A 24570-nucleotide genomic window follows, 5' to 3' on the forward strand; every position below is an offset into this window, starting at 1 on the left:
AAAAATGCGAACGGGATCGTGTTTAATTCCTGTACAGATATTTCACGCTCATCTCTGATGACGCCCTTCGCATAACGAAGGGCGTCGGCGTCGATTAACGCATCACGCGGTCGTCGACGTAGTTACGTTTATCCGGCGCAGGCGGGAAATACTGATACAGCCAGGTTTCACTGATCGCCTCTCCCTGACAGCGCAGGAACATACGCATATCCACCGGATCGGTCGAGTCAGACGTCGGGTACCAGTCGAACTGGATGCGATAACCGTCAAACGGTTCAACGTAGAGGATCTCAATCTGTTTCGCTTCACCGCTGGACAACGTAATCACCGGCTCAATGCCTTTCGGCGCGGCCGCTTTCAGATCGCCACCCACGAAATCGACCGCAAAACGCCGTGCCCATTTCTCCGGATAGTGCTCACCCGGTGCCCAGCCTTCCGGGAATCCACCCATACCGGTGCGGGTCGCCATCACGCGCGCCAGCGGCGAACGGACCGGCGGCTGTGCGCTCCAGTACAGACGGTATTTGTATTCCAGCTCGTCACCCGCTTCGATGGCTTTTTCCGGCTGCCAGAAGCAGACCACGTTATCCAGCGTTTCGCCCGTCGTCGGGATCTCCATCAGGCCGATGGTGCCTTTGCCCCACTGGTTACGCGGTTCAACCCACAGGCTTGGGCGCTTGTTGTACCAGCCCATGATGTCCTGATAGTGGGTAAAATCGCGGTCCAGTTGCAGCAGGCCGAACCCTTTCGGATTGTTATCGGTATAGGCGTTGAATTGCAGCTTCTGCGGATTGTTCAGCGGGCGGCAGATCCACTCGCCGTTACCGCGCCACATCGCCAGTCGATCGGAGTCGTGGATCTGCGGATGAATGGTGTCGCACATGCGGCGTTCGTTATTGCCGCAGCTGAACATACTGGTCATCGGGGCGATGCCCAACTGTTTGATGTCTTTGCGGGCATAGAGACGATTTTCGACATCCATGATCACCTGGCTCTTCTCGCAGTGAATCACGAACTTATAGGCACCGGTGATGCTCGGGCTGTCCAGCAGCGCGTACACGGTAAACGAGGTGGCGCCTGGCTTCACCGTATCGAACCAGAAGGCGGTGAAATCCGGGAATTCTTCTTTGGTGTCGGTGTAGGTGTCAATTGCCAGACCGCGCGCGGAAAGCCCGTACTGATAGGTATCATCAACCGCACGGAAATAGCTTGCGCCAAGGAAGGAGACGACGTCGCGACGCGCCAGTTCGGGCGCTTTGAAGACGCGAAAACCGGCAAAGCCGAGATCGGTTTGCCCTTCCAGTTGTCTGGTATCAACGCCGGCATCATTGTATTTAAACAGTTCCGGACGGAAGTGGATCTCACGCGCCTGATGGGTGCTGGAATCAACGGAGAACATGCGTACGCGGCGACGAAAGCCCATCCCGACGTGGAAGAACTGCGCATCCAACTGGCGGTCTTCGACGTTGTTCCACAGCGATTGCGCGGCATCGTACTGAATACTGTTGTAGGCCTGCGGCGTCAGATTCGCCAGCGTATTGGGCAACGCACGCGGCGCACCGCCCCACGGTTTCTGCGCGAGATCGTGCGCCATGGATTGCAGTACGGAAAAATCAAAGCGGACGGTTTGTCCGTCTGCAATGTCGGATTCCGCCGCATAAGCAGCACGGGTGAAGAGTGAAGCAATACCGCTGGTACCGCACACGGCGGCCATTGCCATTGAACCTTTAATAAATCGTCTGCGATTCATACCTGAAAGTAAATCCTTCTGGTCATGTGAAGGGTCCCGCGCTGGCGCTCGACAGCGGCAAGAAGTTGCATAATTCTGACCGCTCACTCTAGACAAAATTCATTAAGAATCCAATTGTTGGCCGCTGATTATCTGAACAAAACGGAAAATATTTCGTGTCGATGAGAACAGACTGATTCCCACGTAAATTTTCCCGCACAAACTTTCAGCTTGTGCAAAGTTAGTCGAGACTGACATGGTGGGCCATCACCCGTTTAAAGAGCGAAAGCCGCGCCCGCATGAACCGGTTCTCAACCTTAAATCCGGCGAACTTGTTCAGCCCAATGCGTAACAACCGATCGCGGCCCTGAATGCAGGCAGGCCAGCGGACCGGTCCGTGAAGCACATCGCAAGACCGGCTGGCATGACGGGCGAAATTGACCCAGTAATCCGCAACGTGGGCGGCAAAAGCGAGATCGTTAGCGTTCACGTAATTGCGCGAGGGCTCGGCGAGCATCAATGTATCAAAAACATAAGGCACTTCATTGCCATGCCATGCGCCGTTGGCGTAGGTGTGATGCTCCGTTTCCGCAACGTAATCGAACCAATAGCGCCAGCACGGTTCGCCAACCCGCTGCTGCGCCTGCATCACCACATAGCCCAATGCCGTAAACGCCATATCCCGACACACCTGCCGCCCCAGCTCTTCATCGCCCTTCACACCCGGATACAGCAGCTTAATCAGGCCGAGTCCCAGCCTGCGTTCACGACGTAGTTTCTGGATTTGCCCGGCAAGGTCGATGCCAAAGACGGCCATCACGCTGGCTTCATCGCTGTTCGAGCCAATCATCATGGGCATTGGGTGTTGTCTGGCGGCAAAAAAGACGTCCAGCATCGGTTCCGGCAGTATTGCATCGCCGGAGATGGGCGTCGGCGCAATTTTATACGGCGCGCCCAGCGGCCAGAATGCCTCAGCCGGAATGGCGCGAAGTTGTTCCGCCGTCGCGTTCTGCAAGCCAAAGTGCTCTGCCAGCGCAACGCCGTTTTCCAGGGCAATCTCGCGAGGCGTGTCCGGCAGCGTGTAGCCGCTCTGTACAATCGCTTTATGAAACAGCCCTTTTCCGCGCGGAGAGGCTAACAGCGAGAGTACGCTGCGCGCCCCGGCCGACTCCCCAAACAGCGTGACGTTTTGCGGATCGCCGCCGAACGCGGCGATGTTTTCCTGAACCCAGCGCAGCGCGGCAATCTGGTCGAGCAGCGCGAAGTTATTGAGGCACTCGCCCTCTTCGCCTTCCAGCGCCGGATGGGCAAAAAAGCCGAGATGACCGAGGCGATAATTGACGGTAACGACAACCACGTCACGCTTCGCCAGCGCAACGCCGTCATAAGGTGGCAGATTGCCGGCACCGATGGTGTAGCCACCGCCGTGCAGCCAGACCATTACCGGAAGCGGCTGATGACGTTTCGCCGGAGACCAGACGTTGAGATAGAGACAATCTTCAGAAAAAGCGCCCGGATCGCCGCCGCCCAACTCTTTGCAGTATTCAATGTCCTGCCAGCTTGCACTGGAGAAGGTACTGGCGTCACGAACCCCGGACCAGGGGGCGACCGGTTGAGGTGCTCGCCAGCGTCGTTCACCCGTTGGCGGCGAGGCGTAAGGAATGCCGCGCCAGAGGTGGGTGTCATCCTGTACAACACCCATCAACTGGCCCTGCACCGTTTTAATCAGTGGAATGCTGGGATTGACCATGTCCATGTTTACCCGTTAATCGCAGATCCCTACAGGATACCTGGATTAAAGCAGGCCGCAACGCCGTTTGCTGCGTTCTTCCGCTTCCTGGTACAACACAAACTCGTCAAACACCGGACAGCCCAACGCCTGTTCAAAGGCCTCGCGACTGCCATTGCCATGACTGCGCGCCTGAGTTTCATTCCCCAGATTCGACTGGAAAATCCCCGCCGCGCTGACCGGCAGGAAATCTTCATAGGTGATGGGCTGCGCCTGCACCCAGCCACGTTCAATGTGCGGTTGTGGATCGTCACCGGGATGAATCGCCTTGCGGTGCGCTTCGCCTGACGGCGTCAGACGATAGCGGAACCATGCCAGCCCCTGCTGGCGCAACAGAAATTCGCTGTCCGGGAACGCGTTAAACACCTCCTGCAGGTGCAGTTGGTGCGTCAGGTTATCTTTGCCCGTCCCGGCATTGCGCAATAATTCATCGTACAGCTGACGCCCTTTGATCGTCAGCGCCACGCCGCGTTGTTCTATCTCGCCGAAGCGGGCCGTATGCGTCCCCTGCATTTCACCAGCGAACAGCACCGGTTCTTCCAGCGCTTTGAAACTGGTCTGGCGCAACAGAATGGGTACGTCACGACGCGGTGGGCCTTCAATCAGGATTTTCGGTTCAATACCACATTCCGGCATCATCGACTGCACCCGGTCGATATCCAGCGTTCTGGGCGTCAGGTGGTTAATGTGACAACCGGGGAAACAGACCACATCGGCGATCAGTCGATGTTCGTTATGCAGCGCATGATAGGTTTGTTCATCCACAGTGGCATGACGATGCCAGCGGAAGGTTTCCAGCGCTTCTTTCACAAACTCGCGCGCCTGTGACGCACTAAACCCATTCTGGCTGTCCCAGACATCGAGCAGTTCACGACAGCGTGGCGTAAAGATATCGCGCTGAGCGAGGATCTCCGCCGCGCGCTGGCGCAACGAGGCGTTTTCAATCAGTTCAAGACGCAATAACGAGGTAAAGACGCGAAACGGATTTCGCGACAGCGAGGCATCGTCAATCGGGCGGAATGCCGTTGAGTGCACCGGTACCCCGGCCTGGGAGAGATCGTAATAGCTGACCGGAAACATCCCCATGATGGCAAACATGCGGCGCAGCGTGGACAGTTCCTCTACCGTACCGACGCGAATAGCGCCATGACGTTCTACGTTGAGGCGCGCCAGTTCATCCGCATTAGCCAGTTTTTCATGCAGCGTGGGGTTATTTTCGAGGACCGCCAGATTCACATCCGCCACCAGTTCCAGCAGCGTGCCGTACTGCGGAACTTCCTGCTGGTACATGGCTGACATTGCCTGCGAAAAGTGTTCCCGAATCTCATCTGCCGTGATGGTGTTCGCCATAATGTCATGCCTCCAGTGAATGTTACCTGGAGTGTAGGAAACGCCATTCACTCTGGGGGGAAGAATTTACAAAGTGTGATCTCACCTGAATTCGCTCTGCGTCAGACCCTGCGCCCTTATATAGCCTTTGGTTATGTAATAAACGGCATAAATTCACTTTTAATTAACAATACATTTACACACACTGTGTCAGGTAAGCATAAAACAATAACTCTCTTCCCTGTACCGGAGTCCGCTATGCGTGAAAAAGTGACCTCTCGCGAGGTGGTCCATCGCGACTATAACAGCCATCCGCCGGCCTTTGCCCCCGGCTATAAAACCAGCGTTCTGCGCTCGCCGCGCAACGCGCTGATCTCCTTACAAAACTCATTGTCTGAAATCACCGGACCGGTCTTCAGCAACAACGATCTTGGCCCGCTGGATAATGACCTGATCATGAATTACGCCAAAGACGGCCTGCCGATTGGCGAGCGCATTATCGTCCATGGCTATGTGCGTGATGGCTTTGGTCGGCCGTTGAAAAATACGCTGGTCGAAGTCTGGCAGGCCAATGCCGGCGGTCGTTATCGCCACAAGAAGGATCAGTACCTCGCACCGATCGACCCTAACTTCGGCGGCTGCGGGCGGGTGTTAACCGATGAGAACGGCTATTACTTTTTCCGTACCATCAAGCCCGGCCCCTACCCGTGGCGCAATCAGGTCAGTGACTGGCGTCCTTCGCACATCCACTTTTCACTCTCCGGTGAAGCTTTCGCCCAACGTTTGATTACGCAAATGTATTTTGAAGGCGATCCGCTGATCAAGCAGTGTCCGATTGTGAAAACCATCAATAACGATGATGCCATCCGCACGCTGATTGCCGAACTGGATACCCACGCCGCCGTACCGCTCGATTGCCTGGCGTATCGCTTTGACCTCGTGCTCCGCGGGCAGCGCGCCACCTTATTTGAAAACCGTACTCAGGGGGGCTCGCGATGAAAGACTATTTGCAGGAAACCGCCTCGCAAACGGCGGGACCGTATGTGCACATTGGGCTTGCGCCTGACGCCGCAGGGTTTCACATCTTTGAGAAGAATTTCAGTTCCACGCTGACCAACAGTCATACCGAAGGCGAGCGCATCGTGATTGAAGGCCGGGTGATTGATGGTTCAGGCACGCCGGTGCGCGATGTGCTGCTGGAAATCTGGCAGGCCAACGCCCACGGACGCTATAACCATCCGGCGGACCGTCAGGAAGAAAAGCCGATCGACGCGGATTTTCGCGGCTGGGGACGAACCTGTTCCGACTTCGACAGCGGCGTCTGGCGTTTCGACACCATCAAACCTGGCTGCGTGGTGGGACGCGATGGCCGTACGATGGCGCCGCACGTCAATCTGTGGATTGTTGCACGCGGCATCAACATTGGCCTGAATACTCGCCTCTATTTTGCGGATGAACAAGAAGCCAATCAGCGCGATCCGGTGCTCAATCTGATCGAATGGGAAGTTCGCCGTCAGACCCTGATTGCCCGCCGCGAGCAGCGCGGTAGTGAGACCGTCTATACCTTCGATATTCACCTGCAGGGCGAAAATGAAACCGTCTTTTTTGACGTCTGATGCCGTCAAGGGAACGGGCTGAATCTGTCAGCCCGTTTTGTCTAGTTTATCTGCGCAACATGACTTTCCAGCCACGGCAGCATCTGTTTCTTACGACTCAACATCCCTTCCACTGTTACCGGTTGCACCAGTTCAGGCTGGCGCGGGCCGGCGAACCAGAGTTGTGAATTGCCCACGTTGATGTCGGTCAGCATCAGCACAACCAAATCCGCCCCGCTGCGGGCCGCGTAATCGGTCATCTCCTCACGCAGAGCGTCCATCATGTCGGCGACCTGGCTCAGCGCGTACAGTTCAATCTGTGCGACGCTCACCTGCTGACCGTTGATAGTGAAACGCTTGATATCCTTTTGCAGCAGTTCGCTGGCGCGCAATCCTTCAACGCTGGTTTTCGCGCTCAGCAGATCGGCGCTGAACGCGGTCAGATCAATCCCGGCACGCGCTGTCAGTTCTTCGACGGCCAGACGGTCATCCGCAGTCGTCGTGGGCGAACGTAGCGTGACAGTGTCACTCAGCGTCGCACCCAACAACAATAACGCCTGCGCAGGCGTTATCTGCGCCCTGTTCTCTGGGCTCATCAGTTGCCACAACAGCGTGGCACTGCTGCCCACCGGCTTTATCCATACCTCTGGCGGCAGGCGGGTAACCAGCCCACCCAGGCGATGATGGTCGATAATGCCGACGATATTGCTCTCCCGGAGGGTTTCCGGCCCCTGTGTCGGCTCGGTGAAATCCACCAGCCAGACGTCGAGGTCCGTCAACGGTATTTCCAGCAACGGCGGTATATCCTGCCCGGCCCGCTCGAACAGAAAGCGGGTTTCGCGATTGGGTTCGCCCAGACGCCAGGCGGTGGCCTGAAGTCCGCGCATATTCAGCCAGCGCGCTGCCATAAAAGCGGTACAAATGGCATCACTGTCCGGATTAAGGTGGCCTGTGACATGGATCATTTTCGCCTCCGAAGAGAAAGTGCTGTTACTTAAATAAGTTAAATGTTAATAATATTTTGCAATCAAGTTATCAAAAACAAACAACTTTACTTGTCACCGGCACCGCTCTGTTCTTAACATCGCTTATGGAAAAAAATAGTCTGTTCAGTCAGCGCATCCGATTGCGCCATCTTCATACATTTGTCGCTGTTGCTCAACAAGGAACCCTGGGGCGCGCAGCAGAAACCCTTAACCTTAGCCAGCCTGCGCTTTCCAAGACGCTTAACGAACTGGAGCAACTGACCGGAACCCGCCTCTTCGAGCGCGGACGGCTTGGCGCGCAGCTAACGCTGCCCGGCGAGCAGTTCTTAACGCATGCGGTGAAAGTGCTTGACGCGCTCAATACCGCCGGACAGGCGCTGAATCGTAAAGAAGGTCTTAACAATGATGTGGTAAGAATAGGCGCTCTGCCGACCGCCGCGCTGGGTATTCTTCCGTCGGTCATCGGGCAGTTTCATCGGCAACAAAAAGAGACCACGTTGCAAGTCGCGACGATGAACAACACCATGCTGTTGGCGGGTCTGAAATCCGGCGAGATCGACATCGGCATTGGCCGGATGTCCGATCCGGAATTGATGAGCGGCCTCAATTATGAGCTGCTGTTTCTCGAGTCGTTAAAGCTGGTCGTTCGCCCCAACCACCCGTTACTGCAGGAAAATGTGACGCTGAGTCGCGTGATGGACTGGCCCGTGGTTGTCTCGCCAAAAGGGACAATCCCCCGTCAGAATGCCGAGGCGTTGCTGCAAAGTCAGGGCTGTAAGATGCCAACCGGCTGCATTGAAACGCTCTCCGCGTCGCTGTCGCGCCAGTTAACCGTCGATTATGACTACGTCTGGTTTGTGCCGTCAGGTGCGGTAAAAGAGGATTTGCGCCAGGCGACGCTGGTTTCGCTACCGGTGCCGACACAGGGCGCTGGCGAGCCGATCGGTATTCTGACCCGCGTGGATTCCCCGCTCTCCTCTGGCGCACAGACCTTAATTTCCGCCATTCGTAAATCGATGCCGTTATAACCGGTCAGACAGGCCGGATGAGGCGCCATTGCGCCACACCCGGCAATGGCGATTAGAAGGTTTCCCAGTTATCCCCACTATCGGTAACCGGCTGTGCTAAAGGCTGAACGGGCGTCTTTGTTGTCGACACGCGTTTACCCGAGCGTCCACCCTGCAAGCGAAACGTACCCACCGCCTCCGTCAGATGCGCGGCCTGCTCTTCCAGCGATGCCGCCGCCGCAGAGGCCTCTTCCACTAGCGAGGCGTTCTGCTGTGTCACTTTATCCATCTCTGAGATAGCCTGGCTAACCTGGACTATCCCACGACTCTGTTCGTCCGACGCCGCCGCGATTTCCAGCATGATATCGGTGACGCGTTTAACCGCCTCCACAATGTCGGTCATGGTATTCCCCGCCGCGACCACTTCACCGGAACCCTGATCGATCAGCCGGACTGACTCGCTGATCAGCCCTTCAATCTCTTTCGCCGCCTGGGCGCTGCGGCTGGCCAGCGTACGGACCTCACTGGCGACCACGGCGAATCCACGCCCTTGCTCACCGGCACGCGCGGCCTCTACTGCGGCGTTCAGCGCCAGAATATTGGTCTGGAAGGCAATGCTGTTAATGACCGCGGTGATCTCAGAGATTTTCTTCGAACTGGTCGAAATATTACCCATCGTCTGGACCACGCCGGAGACCATCTGTCCGCCACGACTGGCTTTACCGGACGCATCTTCCGCCAGTTTGCTGGCGTGGTGCGCGTTATCGGCGTTTTGCTTCACCGTTGCGGTCAACTCTTCCATACTGGCTGCCGTTTGCTCGATCGCCGCAGCCTGCTCCTCGGTGCGTGAAGACAAGTCGGTATTGCCCGCCGAGATTTCGCTGGTGCCACGGTAAATCTCTTCTGCGCCCTGACGCACGGATCCGACCGTTTGCACCAGCGAACGCTGCATCTGTTGCAGGTGGCGACTCAGACGCCCAATCTCGCTGCGCCCGGTCGGCTCATCCTGCATGGTCAGATCGCCAGCGGCAATTTGCTCAATACGCTGCGCGGCATGCTGCAAAGGTTGAATGACGGTACGACGCAGAACAATAAACGTCATCAGCGTCAGCAGCAGCGCCAGACCAAAGGCGCCAATCATGAACATCATCCCCAGTTGTGTGCGCTGATGCGCCTGCTCACTTAACTGGTTAGCACGCGCCATGCGCAGTTCGATCGCCTTCAGTAAGACTTTGTTGTAACTGTCATCCAGTTGTCTTGCGTGTTCGCTCTCGTGGTTGATGATCGCTTCAAACATGCCGTTTTTGGCGTACTTGAGCATCGGTTGCATCCCTGCAACATAGGCTTTGAAGCTACTCTCCAGTTCGCCATCCAACGCTTCATCCGCAGGGGTTTTCACCTTGCGCGCCATGTAAACGTTAAATCCTTCCTCAGACTGCTTGATACGCTTTTCCGCTGCGGCAATGTTGGCCTTCATGTCATCCATTTCGGCAATCCGACTGGCAGCGCCTGCATGAATCATATTGATTCGCGCGGTACGCAGGTGGTTCGAGCTGTTCGATAATCCCATGCGAACCTGGATCTCATCCGTCACGTCCCGCTGATCGCGGTCAGCCTGCATGAGAAAGTAGCCCGCCAGACCTGAGCTCAGCGCGAACAGTAAAAGGATGCCACCGAGAATGGAGGAAAACAGCGGAACCAGCCTGATGTGATGCAAAAAGCCCAGCTTATGTGGTGCTTGCATCGATGTTGTGTTGTCCATGACCGTCGACTCTCTTGTAGGATTAATGCGTAATACGCGCCCGTTAGATAGTCATCGGCATTCCGCGAGGTTTACTTACCGGGAAAAGCGCCGATTTCGTCACAGTTTGACAACATTTATGTTAAAAACAGGAGAGCGCCAGCGGAGATTTCCGCTGGCGGATGAATCAGTTATCGCCGAAATGGATAACGGTACGGATGGATTTACCTTCGTGCATCAGGTCAAACGCGTCGTTGATTTGATCCAGCGGCAGGCGGTGGGTAATGAACGGATCCAACTGGATTTTCCCGGTCATCGCGTCTTCCACCATCCCGGGTAACTGGGTTCGCCCTTTTACGCCGCCAAATGCGGAACCACGCCAGACACGGCCAGTCACCAACTGGAACGGACGGGTTTTAATTTCCTGGCCCGCACCGGCAACACCAATGATGATGCTCTCGCCCCACCCTTTGTGACAACATTCCAGCGCCGCGCGCATCACGTTCACATTACCAATACATTCGAAGCTAAAGTCGACGCCGCCATCGGTGAGTTCAACAATCACCTCCTGGATCGGTTTGTCATCGTCTTTCGGGTTGATGAAGTCGGTTGCCCCCATTTCAGCCGCCAGTTTGAATTTTTCCGGGTTGGTATCGACGGCAATAATACGTCCGGCTTTCGCCTGCACGGCGCCCTGAATCACCGCCAGACCAATTCCGCCAAGGCCAAACACGGCAACGGTGTCGCCCTCTTTGACTTTCGCGGTGTTATGCACGGCACCAATCCCCGTTGTCACACCGCAGCCCAGCAGACAGACCTTGTCCAGCGGCGCTTGCGGGTTGACTTTTGCCAGTGAGATCTCCGCACACACGGTGTATTCGCTGAAGGTACTGGTCCCCATGTAGTGATAGATAGGTTCGCCGTTATAAGAAAAACGGGTAGTGCCATCCGGCATCAGGCCTTTCCCCTGGGTGGCACGTACGGCCTGACAGAGGTTGGTTTTCCCGGATTTACAGAATTTGCACTCGCCGCATTCGGCGGTATACAGCGGGATGACATGGTCGCCCGGTTTCAGGCTGGTAACGCCTTCGCCGACCTCGACCACCACACCACCGCCTTCATGTCCCAGAACCGCCGGGAATACCCCTTCCGGATCGTCGCCAGAAAGCGTAAACGCGTCAGTGTGACACACACCGGTGTGGGTGATCCTGACCAGCACTTCACCTTTTTTCGGCGGTGCGACGTCAATCTCAACAATTTTAAGCGGCTGGCCGGGGCCAAACGCGACTGCTGCACGTGATTTCATCTGTCTCTTCCCTTTATTGCGAGGTGATAGGTTTATTTTAGATAAGCGCGAAGAAGGTGGCCGATTTCAGCCATGCGCACGGCGCGCTGGTCAGACGTGGTTTCACCACTCACCAGTTCATCCTTCAGGTGGATCTCAACCATTTCGCCCATTAAGCCATTGGACGCGCCGCGAACCGCGGCGATTTGTTGCAGGATAGCCAGGCAAGGTTCGCCGGACTCCAGCGCACGCTCCAGAGCATCCACCTGCCCCCGAATGCGCCGTACGCGAGTCAGAATACGTTTTTTATCTGCGGGTGAATGTGGCATACGCCCTCCTGTATACTATAGGGGGGTATACTATCATAAATATTAACAATTTGTGAAATATAATATTTTATCAAAATCAGTATGTTACAGGCTTGTATTGAAGTACATATGTAAACACACACCGTCTTTTTGGCGCTCCCGAAACACGCCCACCTCCCCGGCTGCAAGTACAAGGACGGCGGTCCAGGATAATCCTGGCAATACTCTCTTTGTCGTGCATGCCTTTAGCCCTATCACCTCCGATAACCCGGATGCGCTGGGCGTATCAGGTTTCCGTTTTTTTAATGTGAAAGGAGGTAATTCCCGGAGCCTGACATAAAAGTGTTCTAAATAAACATTTCGGGTACGCGGAATTTATGCTTATCAAAATAAACATGAGATTTATTTTGTTATTTGGTGTATTATTGATGTCCATTCATACAGGAAAAGCCTATGTCAGAACGTAAAGACTCAAAATCACGTCGCAATTATCTTGTCAACTGTTCCTGCCCAAACTGCGCCAAAGAATCTCAACACAGTTTTTCAAGAGTACAAAAAGGTGCTCTTTTGATTTGCCCTCATTGCAATAAAGTTTTCCAGACAAATCTCAAAGCCGTTGCCTGAGTGTTTTGATCCTCCCTCGAGTGCATGTAATAGCAAAAAATATATATCATTAGTCAATTGATATAATAAAAAACCCGCAATTGCGGGTTTATGTGCTTAATTTAAATTGTGATGCTTTTGGGGAAAGCCAGCCCCTACCCACTCTGTCGATATGTCTACTCAGGCAACAGCCTTCTTCGTTATCGCATACAGACAAAGCGTTGGATTTTACTCTGTAGTAACGACATTCGCTGCCGCAGGACCTTTAGCGCCATCCTCTATTGAGAATGTGACTTTCTGTCCTTCAAACAGGGTACGGTAATTATCATTCTGAATAGCGGAGAAATGCACAAAAACATCTTTGCTACCGTCAGCAGGAGTAATGAAACCGAAACCTTTATCAGCGTTAAACCATTTTACTAAACCAGTCATTTTATTTGACATTTTATATTCCTTAAATTGAGCCTTTCGGCTTAGATGGTTTTTATTACAGAAATTACTTAGTACTTATTGGAGAGACTCAAAGAAGGAATAAGTGAATAACACCTGAAATGAGAACTGCTTTAGTAAACTACTTTGTATATCGTCTGTTCTTCAAACCGACGTCGCCATTAACGCACGGTCATACCAATTAATCAATGTTTATTTTAGCCATCCGGACTCCTTTATACCCACCAGAAAACGCTGGCTTTCTTTCAAATCATCTGTATAGTGCACCGGGTTATCAGTATTAAGGAATTTGTTTGTCCCGTAAAATGACAGGAATTGTCAAAACCTTTGACTACAAAAGTGGCAAAGGTCTTATCACCCCCTCCGATGGCCGTATAGATGTTCAGCTTCACATTTCAGCACTCAACCTCCGCGATTCAGAAAAACTTACCCCTGGGCTACGCGTTGAGTTTTGTCGGATAAATGGTCTGCGTGGGCCATCAGCAGCGAATGTTTATTTTTCATGACCTGTAATGACACTTTTATTTCTGATGCCCTCGCAACTGGCGGCTTAGTACCAGCCGCGCCACATTATCAATGATATCGCGAGGCGAAGAAAAACAGGATTAGACTGAGCCTTCTTTTTCAATAACAAGAACCCGGGCCACCCCCTGTGGATGAGCGATGTGTTCTGTCCCTTCACTTGCATAAAAAATATCACCGGCATGCAGTATCTTACTGTTAACCTTACCGTCTTCTTTGTATCGCATTTCAACACTGCCATCCATTACAGCAAAAACCTCTTGTCCATCATTGATATGCCACTTGTAGGGTTGATCGGTCCAGTGAAGTTTTACGCTGACGTTATCAAAGCTGGCAATATGTTGAGAGTCCCAGGCTTTAGAACCGGTAAATTCCCTGCTGCTATAAAAATCCATATTTTCTCCAGGCGCAGAAACGCGTTAGTGGTATCAACAAAATGTGAAATAACCTTATCTCACGGCTCCTGCTGCTCCGCAAAGGCATCGCAACGCAGAAAGGAAGCCGGAACCCTTCTCGTATATACCACCAACCCGATGGCTTTGCACAGCGGGTCATCAGTAGCACCCGGTGTGGGGAGTCTCCCCGCACCGGGCGAAAATCACCTTATCGCTTACGCGGCATCATCCGCAGCAGCGTATTATCCTTCCAGAAATAATGGTGCATCAGCGCGGCGGCGGCATGTAGCGCAATGACAAAATAGCCGAGATTCGCCAGCGTGATATGCCAGGACTTCAGCGTATCCACCAGTTCGAAATTGCCTTCTGCCGCGTACGGCATCACCAGACCAAAGGCCAACCATGGATTCCCGCGGTTGTACATCATCACCAGGCCGATCAATGGCAGTGCAATAAACAACAGATAAATCACCAGGTGCCCCAGATGTGCCAGTCCGGTGATCATCGGTTTAGGTTTCGGCACGATGGCTGGAGCCGGATATTTCAGTCTGATCAGCAAACGCGCAACCATCAGAACCAGAATGGCTATCCCGCAAGAAACGTGAATCATGTTAATCACGGGACGGTCGCTGCGCGGGAAAAAGCCGCGAAATTCCATCGCACAGTAGGCCACAATCACCAGTAAAAAGACCAGCCAGTGGATGCCAATCTGCAGGCTTGAGTACTTATTGCCCATAACACTTCCTGAGTAAAAACAATAAAGCGACAACATAGCGAGCTTTTGTTAAAAATTCATTAATTTTTCTTCACTGCTTATCAGTCAGTTAGGCTCAACGGCAAGAAGTGCGATTGCTCACCCCGCCATACTGGACTATGCCTGGTAGGGAAAAAAGAATGTCCGCGACAACCTCACAGGAGTTAATCATGAGTAAAATTGGCATTAACGGTTTTGGTCGTATTGGTCGTCTGGTGTTGCGTCGGTTACTGGAAGTCAAAAGCGATGTTGATGTGGTCGCAATCAACGACCTCACCTCCCCTAAAATCCTCGCCTATCTGCTTAAGCATGACTCAAACTACGGCCCGTTCCCCTGGAGCGTTGATTTTACGGAAGACGCGCTGATTGTTGACGGGAAAACGATCGCGGTTTATGCAGAGAAAGACGCTAAAAATATCCCGTGGAAAGCCAAAGGTGCGGAAGTCATCATTGAATGCACCGGCTTTTATACCTCAACCGAGAAATCTCAGGCACACATTGATGCTGGTGCGAAAAAAGTGCTGATCTCCGCGCCTGCAGGGGACATGAAGACCATCGTCTTCAACGTTAACGATGACACGCTGAATGCCAGTGATGTAATTGTTTCGGTGGCCTCCTGTACCACCAACTGCCTGGCGCCGATGGCCAAAGCCCTGCACGACAACTTTGGTATTAAGGTGGGCACCATGACCACGATTCACGCTTACACCGGCACGCAGTCGCTGGTCGATGGCCCGCGTGGGAAGGATCTGCGCGCCTCGCGTGCGGCAGCCGAAAACATCATCCCGCATACCACGGGGGCGGCGAAAGCGATCGGTCTCGTTATTCCGGATCTCAGCGGCAAGCTGAAGGGCCATGCACAGCGCGTTCCGGTGAAAACAGGTTCCGTCACCGAGCTGGTGTCGATTCTGGCTAAAAAAGTGACGGCGGAAGAGGTTAACAACGCACTGAAAAAAGCGACGCAAAACAATGAATCTTTTGGTTACACCGATGAAGAAATTGTCTCCTCTGACGTCATCGGCTCCCATTTTGGTTCCGTGTTTGATGCCACCCAGACTGAAATCACCGAGGTGGGGGATCTGCAACTGGTGAAAACGGTGGCCTGGTACGACAACGAATACGGCTTTGTGACGCAGCTTATCCGTACCCTTGATAAATTCATTAAACGCTAAGCGTAAAGGCGGAGGGAAACCTCCGCTCTTCTTCGCCGATCAGCACTGCAAATAGACCACCTGGGTTTGCAGGTATTCGTTCAGCCCGTGTTTGCCGTCAGCACCACCAATCCCCGACTTACGCCAGCCCGCGTGGAAACCCTGCATCGCCTCAAAGTTCTCGCGATTAATATAGGTCTCACCAAACTTCAACCCTTTAATGGCTTTCATCGCCACGTTGAGATTCTGCGTATAAATTGACGACGTCAGACCGTAGTCGCTGTCATTCGCCATCGCGATGGCCTCCTCCAGCGTGTTGAAGACCACAACGGGCAGCACCGGACCGAAAGTCTCTTCGTGCATAATGGCCATCTCCTGACGGACATCCAGCAGCAGCGTGGGCGGATAATAATAACCTTTACCCTCAACGGCTTTACCGCCGAGCGCCACCCGCGCGCCCTCCTGTACCGCACGCGCCACTTTCTGCTCAACACGTTGCAGAGCAGCAGCATTGATAAGCGGTCCCATGGCGATGTCGTTACGCTCGCCAGGATTGCCAAACTGTACCGCCTTCAGGGCTTCACCCAGACGGTTCACAAACTGGTCATAAATCCCTTTTTGTACGTATACGCGCTCAGCGCAGTTACAGACCTGTCCGGTATTGATGACCCGGGAATCCACAATTGCTTTTACCGCAAGGTCAAGATCGGCATCATCCATCACAATGGCCGGTGCCTTGCCGCCCAGTTCCAGGCACACTTTGGTAATGTTCTTCGCCGCCGTCGCCATAATCTTCTCACCTGCGGCAACGCTACCGGTCATGCTGATCATTGCCACCTTCGGGTTGCCAGCCAGTTCCTGTCCGACGGTCTCGCCGCGCCCCAGCACCAGGTTAAACACACCGCGCGGCAGGCCAATTTCGTCGACAATTTTGGCAAATGCGATGGCGTTATTGGGTGTAAATTCGCTGGGCTTAATCACGATGGTATTTCCGGTAAGCAGCGCCGGAGCCAATTTACGGGCGATGAGGAAGAACGGGAAGTTCCACGGCAGGATCCCGGTGGTGACCCCCAGCGCGCGCTTAAACAACAAAATATTCTCACCGGGGCGGTCGCTTTGCAGAATTTCGCCTTCATAACGGCGAGCCCACTCTGCCATATAGTCGAGGTAATCGGCGGTAAAGGAGACTTCCACCTCCGCCAGTTGCTGAATCTTCCCCCCTTCCGCGACGATTAAGGCGCTGATTTCATCGGCGCGCTCGCGGATCCCGGCGGCAATTTTGCGCAGCCAGCCCGCACGAACGATCGCCGGTAGCGCTTCCCAGTCGGCCTGAGCGCGATCGGCGGCGTCAATGGCTTTACGCGCATCTTCAGCACGACCATCAGGAATACGCGAAATCACCGCTTCGGTTGCCGGGTTGACGACATCAATCCAGGCATCTTCGTGCCAGGTCACAAACTGTCCATCGATATACATTGGATGTTGTACGGGTACTGACATGCGCTGCTCCTGTGATTGAATTGTTTTTAACAAGTAAAACTATTGTTAATAAATATCAATCATGCCTCAGCGATCCCGCCTGGCGTCGTGATTCTGTGAACTGCTTCATAAAAGAGGGGGATCGGGCTGGGGAGAACAAAAAGGCAGGCCTTTGCGTTTTGCCCGTTTGGGAGAAAATACGCCCAAACGGGCAGACGCTAGCGCAGCGAACGGGTGTTCATCGCGTCATTCAGCGCCGCATCCTGTTGCAGGATCTGCCATGCGGCCTCGACCTCTGGCGGGAAATCCACATGCACAATGAAATCACGCCCGCGTGGACCATAGCCGGTTTCATCATTGCGCAAGCGCGGGATTTCTCCCACCACCAGCGCTAAATAACGATCGACGGTCCACAGGCCGTCAGGGTCGTTGGCGAACGCGACACCGTCTTCCTGCTGGCACAATACGGGCGTAATCCCCGGATGGCTTAACCAGCGCGGCGCGTCCGGATCGTCACGGGTCACCCGGCGAAAGGTCGCCACCGTGCGCCGCTGCATCGTGGGATCCTGTACCACAATGGCGGTGTTAATCGGCGTTGCGGCCTGCGCGATGATCTGCGCACTAAAACGGGCGTTCTCTCCGCAGTTGGTTGACTGATCTTCCAGCCAGATTTTGTCTGCGGGAATGTGCCAGAACTGCCGGGCAATATCCGCCAGAATGGCAGCTTCGGCGCGACCGGTAGTCTGAATCGTGTTGTAGCGCGGATGTTGAGCGACGGCGGCATACAGGAAGGTCGTGGAGTGACCAATCCCACCGGCGATCAGCAGCGGGATCGCTTGCTCGTGAGCAATTCGACAGGCGGCGTCAATTGTCGGGATGACGGCATTGCCCGCCAGCACCACGCAGTCTGCCGGGTAAGCGGCCCCTGCGCAGAAGTCATCCTGCGCCAGCCACTGCCCCACCGTATTGATAGCCTCAAGGGTGGTGGCAGAAAGTTTCGGGAACGGATGCATCATTAGGCTCCTCCTCTCATTGCAGCAGAGTACCGCACCCGCGCTGAATAAACAGCAGATCTCTCTGAAAGGCTGGTGATTGATATTTCGACGCTTTTTTTGTCATCTGGGTGAAATAACACAAAACGTCTAAAAACCGGGCGGTTGCACCTGCATGTTATCCTGTTTTTCCGCCATTTTATAAATGATTAACGCTATAACTTCTGTTCATACAGAAAATAACACTGCCAAATCACTCTCTTTTTAGCCCATTCCCGCACGACGTCGCTTGTTAAATGTTAAGAACGCACCTAGTTTGATTAACAATTTTACAACCATTTAACGTTACAGGTTGCACCTGCCGCGCTGCCAGGTGACACCTTCTTTGTTCTCTGGCGGAGGTTTTAAGGTAATGACAACCCATGAAAGCAGTACGGCTATTCTGAAGAAAAATAAGAAAGTACTCGTCGCCAGTCTGACCGGCAGTGCGATTGAGTGGTTCGACTACTTCCTGTACGGCACCGCGGCAGCGCTGGTGTTCAACAAGATTTTCTTCCCGATGGTCGACCCGGTGATCGGTCTAATCCTCTCGTATCTCTCCTTCTCTCTGACCTTTTTCATTCGCCCGATTGGCGGGGTGATTTTCGCCCACATCGGCGATCGCATCGGGCGTAAAAAGACGCTGGTACTGACGCTTTCCCTGATGGGCGGCGCAACGGTGATGATTGGCCTGCTGCCCACTTATGACATGATCGGTATCTGGGCCCCTATCCTGCTTATTCTGATGCGCATCATCCAGGGGATGGGCATTGGCGGCGAATGGGGCGGCGCGCTGCTGCTGGCCTATGAGTACGCGCCGGAAAAACGCAAAGGCTTCTTCGGCAGTATTCCACAGGCGGGCGTGACAATTGGGATGCTGATGGCGACGTTTATCGTGTCGCTGATGACCCTGTTTAGCGAAGAGGATTTTCTCTCCTGGGGCTGGCGCATTCCGTTCCTGCTGAGCTCCGTGCTGGTGCTGTTAGGGTTGTGGATCCGTCGGGATATCGACGAAACGCCGGACTTTAAAAAAGTGAAAGCGTCTGGTCAGGTCGCCAAAGCGCCGCTGCGCGATACGCTGACCCATCACTGGCGTGAAGTGTTGATTGCCGCCGGGTTGAAGGTGGTGGAAACCGCACCGTTCTATATTTTCTCGACCTTTGTGGTCAGCTATGCCACGAGCACCCTCAGCTATCAGAAATCTCAGGTGCTGGAAGCCGTCACCGTTGGCGCGCTGATCGCCACCGTGATGATCCCGTTGATGGGCCTGCTGTCGGACAAGATCGGGCGTAAACGGATGTATGCCATCAGCGTCTCCCTGCTTGGCCTGTTTATCGTGCCGTGGTTCCTGCTGCTCAATACCGGCACCACCTGGGGCATTATGCTGGCGACAATCGTGATGTTCGGCGTGCTTTGGGCTCCGGTGACGGCGGTGCTGGGAACACTGTGTTCCGAAATCTTCAGCGCCAACGTTCGCTACACCGGCATCACCCTTGGCTACCAGATTGGCGCCGCGCTGGCGGGCGGTACCGCGCCCCTTATCGCCACCGGTCTGTTGGCGAAATATGACGGCGACTGGGTGCCCGTGGCGTGGTATCTGCTCACTACCGTGGCGATATCACTGGTTGCCATTTTCTTTGCCAGCCGGGTGAAGCGTAACCCGGCGATCAACGCCCAACCCGACGTGTTGTAATCCCTTCGCGGCCAGACCCTCTGGCCGCTTTGATGTAATACCTGCACGGAACATTTGATTTACCAGGCGTTTTCCTATTCACTTGATTTATAATTTACGTAACACACATTACCATTAGCCTGCTAATAAATAGATTCAATGAAGGTAAAAAACCTTATGCGTCTGCCTCAACGCGATCCCTACGCGCCTCGCGACTGGCAGCCTCACGAAAAACCGGCTCTGCTGGGCTCTCCCTCAACGCCTGTTCACAGCACGCCAAAACGTATCGCTTATGGTGTCGTTGGCCTGCTGGTGTGTCTGACGGGGGCATTAGGCAACGCGATGGTTTCCGCCAACCTGCAAAATTTGCAGGGCACCTTTGCGGCCTGGTCAACGGAGATCGCATGGCTACCCGCGGTTTACGTGATGACCAATGTCTCTATCAACCTGCTACTGGTGAAATTTCGCCAGCAATACGGATTGCGGGCGTTCACCGAAGGGTTTCTGGTGCTGTACGTGCTGGTCACCTTCTTCCACCTGTTTGTTAACGATCTGAGCTCTGCACTCATGGTGCGTGCCGCGCACGGCATGGTCGCCGCCGCGCTCAGTTCGCTGGGGATTTATTATCAGATTCAGGCGTGGCCGGCGAAACATCGTCTCAAAGCGCTGACGATAGGGATTACCGGCTCCTCTCTGGCGATCCCAATAGCCCGTCTGTTTTCGACTGAACTGCTACAGCTTGATGAATGGCGCGGCCTGTACTTTTTTGAGTTGGGTCTGGCGCTGATCTCGCTGGGCTGCGTCATCGCCCTGAAGCTACCACCGGGCGATCGCAAAAAGGTGTTTGAAAAGAAAGACTTCATCACGTTTATCTTACTGGCACCGGGGATGGCATTACTTTGCGCCGTGCTGTCGCTGGGGCGCCTGGACTGGTGGTTTGAAGCGCCGTGGATAGGCTGGTCGCTGGCGCTGGCAACGGTGCTCATCATTGCCGCCATCACGTTTGAACATAACCGCAGCAACCCCCTGCTCAATACCCGCTGGTTGTCGAGCGGCAGTATCTTACGTCTCGGGCTGATTATGCTGCTGATCCGCATTGTCCTGGCGGAGCAAAATACCGGTGTGATTGGCTGGCTGCAGTATGCCGGACTACAGAACGAGCAGATGACCTGGCTCGCGTGGTCGATCTTTGCCGGGATTGTTTGCGGCATTGTCGCCAGCTGTCTGACGATTAAGCCGACGCGGCTAGCCTGGCCCATCGTCACCTCGCTGGTGCTGATGATCGTTGCCTCGCTGCTGGACAGCCAGTCGAATAACCTGACGCGTGCGGATCAGTTGATGATTAGCCAGTTTCTGCTTGGCTTCGGCAGCGCGTTCTTTCTCGCCCCGGCGATGCTGGCCGGGATCGGTGGCGTTGTCGCCGATCCGCGAAATCTGGTCAGCTTTTCCGTGCTGTTTGGGATGAGTCAAAACATCGGCGGCCTGTTAGGGTCGGCGATCCTCGGCACCTTTCAAACCTGGCGCGAAAAATACCATTCCAGTCTGCTGGCCGACCAGCTCACCACGCTTAATCCGCTGGTGAATGAGCGGCTACAGCTCTATACGCAGATGTACAAGGGCCTGATTGGCGACAGCGCACTGCTGGACACCCAGGCCGTGCTGCAACTGCAGAACGTTAGCGCCCTTGAGGCCAATATCCTCGCCTACAATGATACTTACCTGCTGACGGCCAGCATCGCTACCGCCACGCTGGTGTGGATTTTCTGGCGTCTGCTGCGTCTGCGCGTGACGGCGCATCTGGCGCTGAAGAAAGCCACAGGTACCAAATAACGGAAAATAATGATGTTGAAAGTGTTCTCTCAGGAGCAGTTATGAGTCAGCAGGATGCCGCCAAAGAGCAGGCCCACACCCGCAATAATTTGCGCATTGTCTCCATTTTTGCCGCTGCAGCGATTGGCATCGTCGGCGTGCTGGTGATCCTGTATGCGTGGCAGCTTCCGCCGTTTACCCGCCATACGCAGTTTACCGATAACGCCTATGTGCGCGGGCAAACGACATTTATCAGCCCGCAGGTAAACGGCTACATCACCCAGGTGAACGTGCAGGATTTCGTGCAGGTTAAAAAAGGCGATCTGTTATTGCAGATAGATGACCGCATCTATCGTCAGCGAGTGCATCAGGCTCAGGCGCAGCTGGCGATGAAAATCGCCGCGCTCAACAATAACCAGCAGCAGCGTAAAAGCGCGGAAGCCGTGATTGTGCGCAACGAGGCCATTCTGAGAAATGCCAAAGCGCAAAGTCTGAAGACCCAGGCCGATCTGAAACGAGTGAAAGATTTGACGGCTGATGGCTCACTGTCGATTCGTGAGCGTGACGCCGCCCTCGCCAGCGCGGCGCAGGGCAGCGCGGATATCGATCAGGCCCAGGCGACGCTGGACATGTCGCGCCAGGATTTGCAGACCGTGATTGTTAACCGCGACGCGTTGCAGGCGGATGTGGAAAACGCCAGAGCCGCGCTGGAACTGGCGGAAATTGATCTGCAAAACACGCGGATCATCGCCCCGCGCGACGGTCAGCTTGGACAAATCGCCGTACGGCTTGGGGCATACGTCACTGCCGGTACGCATCTCACCACCCTGGTCCCGCCTCAGCACTGGGTCATCGCGAATATCAAAGAGACGCAGTTGGCCGACCTCCGCGTCGGTCAGCCGGTGAAATTTAGCGTCGATGCCTTAAACGATAAACAGTATGAAGGCCGCGTTGAGAGTATCTCGCCGGCAACGGGCGTGGAATTTAGCGCCATCACGCCGGATAACGCGACCGGCAACTTCGTGAAAATAGCCCAGCGCATCCCGGTACGGGTGGAAGTGCTTGGCAAGCCAAAGGATGTCGCGCTGCTGCGCCCCGGCATGTCGGTACAGGTGCATATTGATACCCGGGAGGTGAAACCATGACCTTCCGCCCCTTGTCGGGCGTGGCGGTCGCCCTGCTGCTGGTTGGCTGTCAGTCTGTCGATGTTCAGCCCGCGACATCCTCGCTGACAATCCCCGCTGCCTGGCGAGCAACCAGCGGCCCCGCCAGCCCCGCAGAGCAGGTGTGGTGGCGAAATTTTCATGATCGTTATCTGAATCAGTATGTCGATCAGGCGCTGAATAATAACAGCGATGTGCTGATCGCCCGTGAGCGCATCAATGAATACCAGGCGCAGGTCTATGCCGCGCAGGGCAGCCTGTTTCCCTCACTGGATGCCAGCCTTGCTGGTGCCCGCGCCCGCGCACAGTCCGCCGCCACCGGACTGCCCATTTACAGTACACTGTATAAAGGCAGCCTGACCGCCAGTTATGACGTCGATATCTGGGGGGTTAACCGCAGCACGGCGCGTGCGGCGCAGGCCTCGCTGGAGGCGCAAAAAGCGGCGGCCGCTGCGGCAGATTTGACCATCGCATCATCGGTCGCCTCCGGGTATGTCACGCTGCTGGCGCTTGATGAACAACTGGATGTGACCCAGGCGACGGTGAGATCCCGCGAAGAGGCGCTGAATCTGGCTAAACGCCAGTATGAAACGGGCTACAGTTCGCGCCTGGAGCTCATGCAGTCCGACTCTGAACTGCGCTCCACGCGGGCGCAAATTCCGCTCTTGCAACATCAGATTGCCCAGCAGGAGAACGCATTGAGCATTTTGCTTGGCGCTAACCCGCAACGCGTCGATCGCAGCGCGGATTTCGAGGCGCTGACGCCGCTGAAGATTCCCTCGCAGCTTCCGTCAACATTGCTTAATCGCCGTCCGGATATTGTCCAGGCCGAGCGTCAGTTGATTGCTGCCGATGCCTCACTGGCGGCGTCCCGCGCCAGCCTGCTACCGTCGTTCAATCTCACTGCAGGCGGATCGATACAGGATCGCACCCTGCCCGCGCTTCTCGATAATCCCCTCCAGTTGTGGAGTCTTGGCGGCAGCATTCTTGCCCCGCTGTTAAACCGTCAGGCGCTGAACGCGCAGGTGGATATTTCGCAGTCGCAGCGCAATCAGGCGCTGTACGGTTACGAGAAAACCGTGCGCAACGCCTTCAGAGAAGTGAACGACAGTCTGGATGCCATCACCCGTTATCAGGAGCAGTTGCAGGAGTTGCAGGCGCAACAGGCGGTCGCACAGGAGACCTTGCGAATCGCGCAAAACCGCTATCGTAACGGCTATTCCTCGTATCTCGACGTGCTGGACGCGCAGCGTACGCTGTTCTCAGTACAGACCAGCGTGGTGCAGGTGAAAAACAACCTGCTGCTGGCGCAGATTGATTTGTATAGAGCGTTGGGTGGCGGGTGGAGTGTCTGACCGGTGCCCGATGGCGCGGCGCTTATCGGGCCTACGAACAATGCTTTGCCATCCGGCGCTCACCGGAACGCGTCATTCTCACCCGATGCTATTGAACGCGTAGGCCGGATAAGGCGAAGCCGCCATCCGGCACTCGCCGGAACGCGTCATTCCCATCCGATGCAATTGAACGTGTAGGCCGGATAAGGCGAAGCCGCCATCCGGCACTGAATGACTGTGCTGCAGGAGGAGTGCATCACCGGTGCCCGATGGCGCTGCGCTTATCGGGCCTACGAACAATGCATTACCATCCGGCGCTCGCCGGAACGCGTTATTCTCATCCGATGCTATTGAACGCGTAGGCCGGATAAGGCGAAGCCGCCATCCGGCACTGAATGACCGGGCGGCGGGTGGAGTGCATCACCGGTGCCCGATGGC

22 protein-coding genes are annotated in these 24570 nt (G+C 54.9%); 10 read left to right on the forward strand and 12 right to left on the reverse strand.

The window, feature by feature from the left end; all coding sequences use genetic code 11:
* Nucleotides 1–94 precede the first annotated feature (94 nt).
* The 3 genes from ACERJC_RS07135 to hglS all read right to left on the reverse strand — a co-directional run bounded on the left by ACERJC_RS07135 (nucleotide 95) and on the right by hglS (nucleotide 4868).
* Nucleotides 95–1750, reverse strand: a complete 1656-nt coding sequence (locus ACERJC_RS07135; protein ID WP_286633329.1) for a glucan biosynthesis protein D — start codon at nucleotides 1748–1750, stop codon at nucleotides 95–97.
* Nucleotides 1751–1970: 220 nt separating this feature from the next.
* Nucleotides 1971–3479, reverse strand: coding sequence for a carboxylesterase/lipase family protein (locus ACERJC_RS07140; RefSeq protein WP_373671685.1), 1509 nt, complete (start codon nucleotides 3477–3479; stop codon nucleotides 1971–1973).
* A gap of 45 nt (nucleotides 3480–3524) precedes the next feature.
* The gene (hglS, locus tag ACERJC_RS07145; protein ID WP_373671352.1) at nucleotides 3525–4868 is read right to left on the reverse strand and encodes a 2-oxoadipate dioxygenase/decarboxylase HglS; all 1344 of its coding nucleotides are present in this window, start codon (nucleotides 4866–4868) and stop codon (nucleotides 3525–3527) included.
* Between the two features lie 237 nt (nucleotides 4869–5105).
* Between hglS and pcaH the strand changes: the two genes are divergently transcribed.
* Together pcaH and pcaG are read left to right on the forward strand one after the other, a co-directional pair.
* Nucleotides 5106–5846 carry a protocatechuate 3,4-dioxygenase subunit beta gene (gene pcaH / locus ACERJC_RS07150; protein ID WP_373671353.1) on the forward strand — a complete coding sequence of 247 codons (741 nt, stop codon included), beginning with the start codon at nucleotides 5106–5108 and terminating at the stop codon, nucleotides 5844–5846.
* A complete protein-coding gene (pcaG, locus tag ACERJC_RS07155; RefSeq protein WP_178825834.1) occupies nucleotides 5843–6463 on the forward strand; it encodes a protocatechuate 3,4-dioxygenase subunit alpha in 621 nt (206 codons plus the stop codon). Before pcaH ends, pcaG begins: the two co-directional genes overlap by 4 nt.
* 41 nt (nucleotides 6464–6504) lie before the next feature.
* Here pcaG and ACERJC_RS07160 read toward each other — a convergent pair whose 3' ends face one another.
* The gene (locus ACERJC_RS07160) at nucleotides 6505–7407 is read right to left on the reverse strand and encodes a manganese-dependent inorganic pyrophosphatase (protein ID WP_373671354.1); all 903 of its coding nucleotides are present in this window, start codon (nucleotides 7405–7407) and stop codon (nucleotides 6505–6507) included.
* Between the two features lie 125 nt (nucleotides 7408–7532).
* Here ACERJC_RS07160 and ACERJC_RS07165 point away from each other — a divergent pair, with 125 nt between their 5' ends.
* Nucleotides 7533–8456, forward strand: coding sequence for a LysR substrate-binding domain-containing protein (locus ACERJC_RS07165; protein WP_152404540.1), 924 nt, complete (start codon nucleotides 7533–7535; stop codon nucleotides 8454–8456).
* 52 nt (nucleotides 8457–8508) lie between these two features.
* Here ACERJC_RS07165 and ACERJC_RS07170 read toward each other — a convergent pair whose 3' ends face one another.
* The 3 genes from ACERJC_RS07170 to ACERJC_RS07180 all read right to left on the reverse strand — a co-directional run bounded on the left by ACERJC_RS07170 (nucleotide 8509) and on the right by ACERJC_RS07180 (nucleotide 11790).
* Nucleotides 8509–10197, reverse strand: coding sequence for a methyl-accepting chemotaxis protein (locus ACERJC_RS07170; protein ID WP_286633337.1), 1689 nt, complete (start codon nucleotides 10195–10197; stop codon nucleotides 8509–8511).
* Between the two features lie 166 nt (nucleotides 10198–10363).
* Nucleotides 10364–11482, reverse strand: coding sequence for an S-(hydroxymethyl)glutathione dehydrogenase/class III alcohol dehydrogenase (locus ACERJC_RS07175; protein ID WP_152404536.1), 1119 nt, complete (start codon nucleotides 11480–11482; stop codon nucleotides 10364–10366).
* 32 nt (nucleotides 11483–11514) lie between these two features.
* Nucleotides 11515–11790 (reverse strand): metal/formaldehyde-sensitive transcriptional repressor, encoded by a 276-nt coding sequence (locus tag ACERJC_RS07180; RefSeq protein WP_046480941.1) that lies wholly within the window; start codon nucleotides 11788–11790, stop codon nucleotides 11515–11517.
* A 432-nt stretch (nucleotides 11791–12222) separates the two neighbouring features.
* Here ACERJC_RS07180 and ACERJC_RS07185 point away from each other — a divergent pair, with 432 nt between their 5' ends.
* Complete coding sequence (locus tag ACERJC_RS07185) at nucleotides 12223–12393, forward strand: YnfU family zinc-binding protein (RefSeq protein ID WP_167337380.1); 171 nt, start codon at nucleotides 12223–12225, stop codon at nucleotides 12391–12393.
* A 207-nt stretch (nucleotides 12394–12600) separates the two neighbouring features.
* Here the strand turns inward: ACERJC_RS07185 and cspE are convergent, their stop codons facing one another.
* On the reverse strand, nucleotides 12601–12816 hold the full coding sequence (gene cspE / locus ACERJC_RS07190) for a transcription antiterminator/RNA stability regulator CspE (protein ID WP_152404534.1): 216 nt from the start codon (nucleotides 12814–12816) through the stop codon (nucleotides 12601–12603).
* A 299-nt stretch (nucleotides 12817–13115) separates the two neighbouring features.
* On the opposite strand from cspE, the gene cspF reads away from it, so the two are divergent.
* Complete coding sequence (cspF, locus tag ACERJC_RS07195) at nucleotides 13116–13328, forward strand: cold shock-like protein CspF (RefSeq protein ID WP_052746894.1); 213 nt, start codon at nucleotides 13116–13118, stop codon at nucleotides 13326–13328.
* A 99-nt stretch (nucleotides 13329–13427) separates the two neighbouring features.
* On the opposite strand, the gene ACERJC_RS07200 is transcribed toward cspF, so the two are convergent.
* Both ACERJC_RS07200 and cybB read right to left on the reverse strand, forming a co-directional pair.
* Nucleotides 13428–13739, reverse strand: coding sequence for a cupin domain-containing protein (locus tag ACERJC_RS07200; protein WP_286633343.1), 312 nt, complete (start codon nucleotides 13737–13739; stop codon nucleotides 13428–13430).
* A 208-nt stretch (nucleotides 13740–13947) separates the two neighbouring features.
* The gene (cybB, locus tag ACERJC_RS07205; RefSeq protein ID WP_152404532.1) at nucleotides 13948–14475 is read right to left on the reverse strand and encodes a cytochrome b561; all 528 of its coding nucleotides are present in this window, start codon (nucleotides 14473–14475) and stop codon (nucleotides 13948–13950) included.
* A 188-nt stretch (nucleotides 14476–14663) separates the two neighbouring features.
* On the opposite strand from cybB, the gene gap reads away from it, so the two are divergent.
* Entirely contained in the window at nucleotides 14664–15665 is a 1002-nt protein-coding gene (gene gap, locus ACERJC_RS07210; RefSeq protein WP_178827946.1) for a type I glyceraldehyde-3-phosphate dehydrogenase, read from the forward strand.
* A 39-nt stretch (nucleotides 15666–15704) separates the two neighbouring features.
* On the opposite strand, the gene aldA is transcribed toward gap, so the two are convergent.
* Together aldA and ACERJC_RS07220 are read right to left on the reverse strand one after the other, a co-directional pair.
* Nucleotides 15705–17144, reverse strand: coding sequence for an aldehyde dehydrogenase (gene aldA, locus ACERJC_RS07215; RefSeq protein ID WP_373671355.1), 1440 nt, complete (start codon nucleotides 17142–17144; stop codon nucleotides 15705–15707).
* Nucleotides 17145–17341: 197 nt separating this feature from the next.
* The gene (locus ACERJC_RS07220; RefSeq protein ID WP_373671686.1) at nucleotides 17342–18136 is read right to left on the reverse strand and encodes a YdcF family protein; all 795 of its coding nucleotides are present in this window, start codon (nucleotides 18134–18136) and stop codon (nucleotides 17342–17344) included.
* Nucleotides 18137–18527: 391 nt separating this feature from the next.
* Between ACERJC_RS07220 and ACERJC_RS07225 the strand changes: the two genes are divergently transcribed.
* The 4 genes from ACERJC_RS07225 to ACERJC_RS07240 all read left to right on the forward strand — a co-directional run bounded on the left by ACERJC_RS07225 (nucleotide 18528) and on the right by ACERJC_RS07240 (nucleotide 24153).
* Nucleotides 18528–19847: an MFS transporter gene (locus ACERJC_RS07225; RefSeq protein ID WP_152404527.1), complete on the forward strand. Its 1320-nt coding sequence runs from the start codon at nucleotides 18528–18530 to the stop codon at nucleotides 19845–19847.
* Nucleotides 19848–20003: 156 nt separating this feature from the next.
* Nucleotides 20004–21656 carry an MFS transporter gene (locus ACERJC_RS07230; protein WP_371305388.1) on the forward strand — a complete coding sequence of 551 codons (1653 nt, stop codon included), beginning with the start codon at nucleotides 20004–20006 and terminating at the stop codon, nucleotides 21654–21656.
* Nucleotides 21657–21697: 41 nt separating this feature from the next.
* Nucleotides 21698–22780, forward strand: coding sequence for an HlyD family secretion protein (locus ACERJC_RS07235; RefSeq protein ID WP_371896404.1), 1083 nt, complete (start codon nucleotides 21698–21700; stop codon nucleotides 22778–22780).
* Nucleotides 22777–24153 (forward strand): efflux transporter outer membrane subunit, encoded by a 1377-nt coding sequence (locus ACERJC_RS07240; RefSeq protein WP_373671356.1) that lies wholly within the window; start codon nucleotides 22777–22779, stop codon nucleotides 24151–24153. The genes ACERJC_RS07235 and ACERJC_RS07240 overlap by 4 nt, the downstream gene beginning before the upstream one ends.
* Nucleotides 24154–24570 lie beyond the last annotated feature (417 nt).

Source organism: Citrobacter telavivensis (assembly GCF_041807075.1).
Taxonomy (GTDB): Bacteria; Pseudomonadota; Gammaproteobacteria; order Enterobacterales; family Enterobacteriaceae; genus Citrobacter_A; species Citrobacter_A telavivensis.